Origin of the sequence: Zoogloea oryzae, assembly GCF_030161255.1 — a bacterium.
In the GTDB taxonomy this organism is placed as follows: Bacteria; Pseudomonadota; Gammaproteobacteria; order Burkholderiales; family Rhodocyclaceae; genus Zoogloea; species Zoogloea oryzae.
The window spans coordinates 1-5,415 of record NZ_BSPX01000134.1 but is presented as its reverse complement, the minus strand read 5'-3'; the positions used below and the strand labels follow the sequence as shown (position 1 = coordinate 5,415).

Here is a 5,415-nt window from a genome sequence, read left to right as displayed (position 1 = left end):
CGACGACCCGCTGGCCGCCGTCCGCCAGCCCGCCGCCACGCCGCCCGCCGGCATGGTCACCCTCGAATGGCTGCTCACCCCGCCCGCCGGCCGCTACCTGTGGCTGCGGGTGCGCCTGTCCGGCAGCCGGCGCCAGGGGCCAAGCCTGTTCGCCCTGCGCGCCACCTTCCCGCGCCCGTCGCTGCTCGATTACCTACCCGCCTACTGGCGCTCCGACCCCGCCGGCGCAGACGCCACCGAACGCGCCCTGGCGCTCTTCGAGGGCTGGATGACCGAGATGGACCAGCGCATCGACGTGCTGCCCCACCTCCTCGACCCGAACCTCGTGCCCGCCGAGGCGCTGCCCTGGCTGGGGGATTTCCTCGCCCTCGGCTTTGACGCCCGGGTGCGCGAAGGCGTGCGCCGCGAGCTGCTGCTGAACATCGCCGAGCTGTACCGCGCCCGCGGCACGTTGCCGGGGCTCGGCAAGCTGCTGTCCATCCTCGCCGAGGCGCCGGTTCAGATCATCGAAGGCTTCCGCCTGCGCCGGCCCACCGCTGCCTTCGTGGGCACCGCGCTGGTCGGCCCGGCGCTTGAGCTGGGTGGCAGCGAGAGCACCCTCGCCGCCGGCAGCCTCGAAGACTGGGAGCAGGAGCTCGCCGGCGCCCACGCCGCGCTGATGCTCCGCCGTGCGCTCGAAAACCAGCGCTGCCCGGCCGACGACCCGGACGACCCGCTGCCCGACGACGCCCTCATCGCCTTCTACCGCCGCCACGCCCACCGCTTCACGGTGATCGTGCCCCGGGCCCGCTGCGACACCCTCGCCGCCGTCCTCGACCTCGCCATCGAGCGCAACAAGCCCGCCCACACCCTCCACCGCCTGTGCTGGCTCGACGCCGGCTTCCGGGTCGGCAGCGCCAGCCTCGTCGGCATCTCGCACCTGGGGCCGGTGGACCGCGCCCAGCCGGCGGTGCTCGGCAGCGCCGTGCTATCCACTTTCACCACCCTCCACCGTGGCCGCCACGCCGAATCCGACGGCCGCTACCCGTACTTCAAACCCATGAACCCATGGGAGGCATCGCCATGAGCACCCCCACCGCCGCCAACGTCTTCGCACCCCTCGACGACCTCGACCCGGCCACGCCGGGCGATCCCTTCGTCCGCCTGCGCTACAGCTACGGGCAGCTCCTCGGGGCCGAGGATTTCACCACCGAGCAGCGCTACTTCCTGCTCCGCAGCCGCCTGCACAACGCCGCACTGCACGGCTTTGGCACGGTGTGGGGGCTTAAGGTGGGCAGCCAGGAAAGCGAAACCTCGCTCACCCTCACCTGCGAAACCGGGCTCGCCATCGACCCCCTGGGCCGCGAGGTGTACGTGCCCCAGAAGGTCTGCCTCGACATCACCGGCCTTGCCGCCACGCCCTTCTGGGGCGAACTATCGGCCCCGCCGGCCGACCCGGCAGCACCCGCCTCCGACGCCATCGACACCCGCCGCCGGGTGTACGTGGTGCTGCGCTACCGGGCCTGCCTCACCGAACAGGTGCCGGCCATCACCCAGCCCTGCTCCGGCGCCGATGCCGGCCTGTCGCCCTCCCGCGTGCAGGACGGCTACCGGCTGTGCCTGGAGGCCAAGGCCCCGGACCTCACCGGCCTGCCGATCCGCGACATCACCACCCGCGCCAATCCGGCGGGCGACCTCCGCACCCGCATCCTCGACCAGCTGATCGACCCGGACGTGCCCCCCCCGGCCCGCCTGTGGAGCGGCGCCGACGACGCGCCCCTGCTCCTTGCCGTGCTCGACCTCGAACCCGTGGGCACCCCGGTCGAGCGGGTCAAGCTCGGCGGCGCAATCGACAACAGCGTGCGCGCCCTGCTGCCGGCCGTGCAGATGGTGGCCGATCTCGCCCTCGGCATCCACCTCGAAGCCGCGGGCGACACGGCCCGCTTCCAGGCCGGCGGCCTCCATGCCCACCCGGGCGACGGTGCCGACCTGGGGCACATGCTGATCGACGTGGGCACCACCCGCCCCATCCTCGCCGCCAGCATCGCCGAACCTTCGGTCCGCGTGCTGCGCTTCGACGAGCCCACCAAGGCCTGGGTGAGCCTGCCCATCCTCGTCCAGACACCCACGGCCACCGGCCTGTCCCTCACCGTCGATGGCGGCGAGTGGGCCGCCGGCACGATCTATCAGGTCTGCCTGGCGGGCACCGGCCCGAACGCCCTCCTCGACATCGATGGCAAACCCCTCGCGGGCGCCGTTGGCGAAGTGGTGCCCCCGGGCACCGGGCGCGATGCCAGCCTGTTTGCCACCCACCCCACCACCGCCTGAGCCGGAGGCCGAGATGAGCACGAAAAAGTGGAAGAACATGGACGCCGGCCTCTTGACGATGATCGCCAAGGTCGCCCGTAACGAGGCCCTCAGCGCCGCCGACGAAGCCTCCATCGCCGATTTCCTCAAGGGCTACGCTGGCACGAGCAGCGACAGCGGCTTTGCCACCGGCCCCACCGGCGATGTACGGGGCAACAACACCCTGCGCCGCACCAACTGGTTCAACGGCCGCTACCTCACCGCCGAAGCCCTGTCGCGGCAGGACGTTTATTTTGACGCCCGCGCCCGCCTCAACGCCCAGGCCATGATGCCCGGCATCGCCTGGGGCCTCGGGCTGGCCGCCGACGGCCTCAACCAGACCGACATCGATTCCGAATCCCGCGTCGGCGGTGTCTCGCCGACGGCCGAGATCGTGCTCGCCCCGGGCCTCGCCTTCGACGCCATCGGACGCCCCATCGTCGTCTCGCAGCCCTTCTTCGTCTTCACCATCGAGCAGCTTCTGGGCGCCTATCGCAAGACGCCCCAGAAGGTGATCGGCGGCGGCAACGAATTCACCCCCTGCGTCTGCCTCGCCCCCGACCCCGCCGGCCCCACCGGCGGCAGCGCCGGGCTGCCCTCCGGCCCCTACCTGCTGATCATCCAGGCCAGCGAGAGCGAATCCGGCGGCGCCAAGGTGATGGGCGAGATCTGCGGCGGCGCGGCGTCGGCCAACTGCAAGGCCGACACCTGGCGCGGCGGTTTCGGCCTGTCGCTGGTGCGCTTCCCGGTGGATACGCCTTTCCGGCAGGATCTGCAGTCCGCCTGGGATCTGCGCGGCACCCTCTCGGCCTACTACTTCGACGTTTTCGAGCACCCCCTCTGGAAGCGCTGGGACCCGCGCTTCGGCACCGACGCCACCTTCAACGCCGATACCGGCGTGGGCCGCCACGACACCAGCGCCGTTCCCCTCGCCATGGTCTACCTGGGCGAGGATGGCAGCATCCTGTTCCTCGACCAGTGGATCCCCCGTCGCACCATCGCCAACAGCCAGGCCGACGACTGGCACCGCACCCGCTTCGGCGCCCCGCCCCGGGCCGCTGCCTGGGCGCGCATCCACCAGTTCCAGTGCATGCTGGCCGAGAGCCTCGCCCAGCGCCCGGTGGACCCGGACGGCGGCAACCTCTACACCCGCGGCTTCCGCCACATTCCCCCGATCGGCTTCCTGCCGATCCGGCCGCGGGCCGTCGACGGCGAGTTCGACACCGGCTTCGACACCATCGACAAGATGCTCGCGGCCGCCCAGGGCAGCCGCTGGCTGGTTTCGCCGCTGGTCAAGAGCGCCATCAAGCAGGCCGAGAGCTACTTCATCACCACCCGGGTGATCCCCTACGCGGTCGTCGCCCTCCACGACGACGACATCCTCGAAGACCTCAACAACGTCTTCGACAAGGACCCGATCCAGCTCTCCCGCCGCCGTGACGACACCACTGGCGGCACCACCGTACCCGGCGGCGGCACGGGTGGAGGCACCGGCGGCACAGGCGCCAACACCCACTACAGCACCCACCAGGCGTCCCTGTTCCAGGGAGGTCTCAAGCAGCAGACCGAAGCCGTGGCGCTGCCCGGCTACTTCCGCATCCTCGGCAACCTGTTCGAGATGATGGGCCTCGACGATCTCGTCAATCGCCGCACCGAGATCGTCAAGCTGGTCGTGCCCCTCCAGGGCCTCACCCGCCAGCACCCCCTGGTCGGCCGGCTGCAGGAAGACGCGCTCAATCAGGCCGAGCGCTGGGGCGTCAATCCCCTCCTCACCGCGGGCAACGCCCTCGGCCAGCTGGGCACCATCAACGACTCGACCGAAGCGCTGGCCGGGCTCATCTCGCGCGTCGGGCTCGACATGCTGCCGCGGCACTTCGTGGTCTATGTCAAGCAGCGTCTGGTGCTGCTGGATGCCCTGTTCTACCTGCTCGAGGTGCTGCAGTTCCTGATCACCTTCCTGCAGGAAGTCCGGGGCTTCACCCGAAGCGGCCAGCAGAAGGCGCTCACCACCGAAGAGCTGCGTGCCCAGTATCTGCGCCAGCCGGCCGAAAAGCGCGCCATCGTCGAAGCCCTGATGGCCCAGCCGGACGTCCAGGCCAATCTGGTCAAGGCCGCCGACATGAGCAGTTCCGGTATTGCCGTGACCACCCGCAACCAGGCCTTTCTGGCCCAGGTGCAGACAGCCGAGGCGGCCCTCGAGAACACCGTGGCCGACCCCGCCGAGCGCAAGCGCATCGCTGTCGGTCAGGTGGCCGACAACTACGCCGCCGAATACCCGGACTACCAGTTCGTACAGGTGCTCGCTGCCGTGCAACCCACCCAGACCCTGGCGGTGGTCAACAAGCTCTCGGTGACCCGCAACCTTGAGGTCACCCGCACCCTCGCCGACGATCTGGCGAAGGACGGCCCCGCCGAGTTCGCCGACGCCGGCGCCCGGCCCATCTACGCCGACCTGCGCGCCAACCTCGAGCGCCGCAAGGTGGCCGACTACGTGAGCAGCACCGACAGCCAGCTCACCGTCAAGGAGGTGCTCGACAAATCCCCCGAAGAAGCCGAGAAGCTGCTGGGCGCCGAAAGCTACGAGAAATTCCGCAGCGCCTTCCAGTCCGACCGGGCCGCCGCCGTGGCCGGAGCAGAAGCCCTCGCCAAGGGGGTGCCTGCCGAGCTGGCCGTCAAGGTGGAAACCGAGATCCAGGCCGGCAAGCCCGCCGACGCGGTGATCGAAAAGCTCCAGGCCGACACCGCCACCGCCAGCGCCAACCGGCCCATCCTCGACCAGACCGCCAACCTCCTGCGCATCACCGGCGGCCAGGCCAGCTTCCTCAAGCTGGTGAAGCGCACCTGATGGCCCGGCCAATGTGCGCACTCGCCCGGCCGCCCGAAGGAGGCGCGCATCCGCCCCCGGGGAGGTGGTCACACAGTGACCGGAGGCTTGTTTGATGACCGACGACCTCGACATCGGCCTGCTGTCCACCCGCATCTGCAGCAGCGACGCGGAGCACGCCCAGGCGCTCGCCGGGCAGGTGCGCCAGCTGGCCGACCGGGAACTCGCCCGCGCCCTCGACGGGGCCGGCGAGCGGGCCCTGGCCC

Annotated in this window: 3 protein-coding genes; all 3 read left to right on the top strand. The window is 70.7% G+C overall.

The window, feature by feature from the left end:
* Window positions 1–1,066: phage tail protein (locus QQK25_RS22090; RefSeq protein WP_284189899.1), on the top strand; the 1,066-nt coding region annotated here is incomplete at its 5' end.
* Window positions 1,063–2,307, top strand: a complete 1,245-nt coding sequence (locus QQK25_RS22085) for a hypothetical protein (RefSeq protein ID WP_284189898.1) — start codon at window positions 1,063–1,065, stop codon at window positions 2,305–2,307. The genes QQK25_RS22090 and QQK25_RS22085, both read left to right, overlap by 4 nt.
* A gap of 13 nt (window positions 2,308–2,320) precedes the next feature.
* Window positions 2,321–5,170: a hypothetical protein gene (locus QQK25_RS22080; RefSeq protein WP_284189897.1), complete on the top strand. Its 2,850-nt coding sequence runs from the start codon at window positions 2,321–2,323 to the stop codon at window positions 5,168–5,170.
* Window positions 5,171–5,415: the final 245 nt, after the last annotated feature.